Here is a 2175-nt window from a genome sequence, read left to right on the forward strand (position 1 = left end):
CGCGGGCCAGTTTGATCTTCACACACCAGACAACTCGCGCGGCCTTCTCCATGTCCCCGTACGTGACCAAGATCAATCGCGGGGCAACCCGTTAGCCTCCCACCGCTGCCGCCACTCCTCGACGGTAAGTTCGGCCTTCTCCAGGTTGTGTCGCAGCTTCGCCAGACGGCGGCCACCCACCACGATCGACGGGCGCCCGGATTCGATACGGGCCTGCACGACCGCTAGCCGGGCGGTGAGGATCTGCAACCGGCGCTGCTTCTCGTAGCGCTCTGCCTGGTCGGCGTAGCCCCGCGTCTTGCCCGCGTGCTTGCCGCACGGCGCGGCAAGGCGGCGGGAGATCGTGCGGATAGCGTGGCGCAGGCAAGCGCGCTCATCGAACAGGACGCGCATGCTGAGCTGGTACTGGTCCTGCGAGGCGCGGGTCATCGCCCCCGCCCAGCGGGACGACGACACAGCGGTGAGGTTCTTCTTCCGGGCAGCGCGCTGGTTGTCCTTCGCCTTCACCCTGCCGACCGATACGCGCTCGGCGAGGTCGGCCCGCTGGTGGTGCCCGAGATGCTCACCGACGAGCCACAGAACCTCGGCCTCTTCGGTGGTGACGCACAGCCGGTCCCGGATACGGGCGCCGGTCGGTGCGGCGATGGTGAAGGGGGCCGCGAGCGTGCGCAGCTCGCGCTTCTTCTTACGACGTCGCGGCATGCTCGCGGCCCTCCCTGCGGTGTCTTGTCGGGGATCGGTGTCAGTTGTCTACGGGATAGGCGTCGAGGTAGCGGACACCCTGCTCGGGCGGGATCGGTTCTCCGGTCTCGTGGTCGACGCAGTGAGCCTCCAAGGTCTGTTCCTCGGTGAACGGGTGGAATGTGCCGTCCACCAGGTACCAGCAACGCAGCTCCTTGACGAGGATCTTCGTCCCGTTCGGAGCCGTGTGCGAGATCGCGTGAGTGAAGGTGCGGACGGTGATGCCCAGTTCGTCTCCGTCGTGGACCATGCGGTGCAGTCCGGCAACAACCATAGGGTTTTCGATCTCGACGGAGCCGTCCTTGCCGATGGTCACACCGGTGCTCCAGCCATTGCTGAAGGTCACCAGGTGATTCCCTGTGCCGGCGGGAGCGACCAGGTTGTTGATGGTGGCCTGGACGGGGCTGCCAGGTTGGATGGCGAGCGCGGCAGCAGCAAGATCCCGTGCCTTGGTGAGCGAGGCGATCTGCTCGTCGCTGGGGAATTCGTGCCGCCAGCCGGTGAACGATCCGACCGCGTTGTGGCCGATCACGGTAACCATGCCCGCGCTGCCGGGCGGCTCGTAATCGCAGGCACCACGCCCGCAGTACAGGCCCTCCCAATCCTTCCGGCGACGCGCCGTTGCCGGCTTGACCTCGATCGAGAATCCGCAGCCGGGGCAGGCGATAGCAACCTTCCCGGCCTGATCCTTGGCCTTGGCACTGGATCGCTTCTGCTTCTCCAGCAGGAACCAGCCTGGTGGTTCCTCATGCCACCGCGCTATGTCCTCCCGGGCAGGAAACTGCTTTCCCTTCCGCTTGAGTAGCCGCCGAGTAATCCACTCGCAGTCGCTGCCGAGTGCCTTGCGGATCTCCTCGATCGTTGCGCGGCCCTGATGCAAGGAAGCCTCCTTCATCAACTCGCAACTCGCCATCCAAACAGTACACATGCCAACCCTGACCAAATCGCCTTTCTCAACAGTCCACTTGACCGCCCTCGTCAGCGCACGGGCCTTCGCTGACCTGGAGCCGTACAACCGGCCAGAGAGCGCACGCCGCAGGCCCTTGCGCCTGTCCGACAGCCCCGAGGCAACGTCGGTGAACTCTCCGACCACGACCCGCTCCCCGCCGCCTCACGCAGCCGAACCATCTGCCGGTCCAAGTCCCCCTCGGCCCGCTGCCGATGCGACGACACACGCCCGTACAGGACCACCCCACCTACCAGCGGCAGCGCAGGATGCCCCCTCCGCCGTGACAGCGCGTCAAGGTCACCGACACGGAAGATCCGCCGGCCGCCAGGCGAACGCCGGTCCTCCAACACGCCTTCGAGGGTGTAGCGGCGCAGTGTCCCCGTGGAAACACCTAGACGAGTCTGTCCAAATACGTTCAGTGATCGAAGGCGGTCAGTGAGCGGCTGACCGCCTGGCCGGTCTGGAAGTTGTGCCATATCGCCGCT

At 66.0% G+C, this 2175-nt stretch carries 3 protein-coding genes; all 3 read right to left on the minus strand.

Annotation, left to right across the window (positions count from 1 at the left end):
• Positions 1-72: 72 nt before the first annotated feature.
• From ABZ904_RS51095 to ABZ904_RS51105, 3 genes are read right to left on the minus strand one after another with little or no spacing between them, the layout of a single operon-like run.
• On the minus strand, positions 73-702 hold the full coding sequence (locus ABZ904_RS51095; RefSeq protein WP_361831175.1) for a hypothetical protein: 630 nt from the start codon (positions 700-702) through the stop codon (positions 73-75).
• 40 nt (positions 703-742) lie between these two features.
• Positions 743-1834, minus strand: coding sequence for a hypothetical protein (locus ABZ904_RS51100; RefSeq protein ID WP_361831181.1), 1092 nt, complete (start codon positions 1832-1834; stop codon positions 743-745).
• Positions 1720-2166, minus strand: coding sequence for a MerR family transcriptional regulator (locus ABZ904_RS51105; RefSeq protein WP_361831178.1), 447 nt, complete (start codon positions 2164-2166; stop codon positions 1720-1722). Before ABZ904_RS51105 ends, ABZ904_RS51100 begins: the two co-directional genes overlap by 115 nt.
• Positions 2167-2175 lie beyond the last annotated feature (9 nt).

It is taken from the genome of Streptomyces sp. NPDC046900 (assembly GCF_040644975.1).
In the GTDB taxonomy this organism is placed as follows: Bacteria; Actinomycetota; Actinomycetes; order Streptomycetales; family Streptomycetaceae; genus Streptomyces.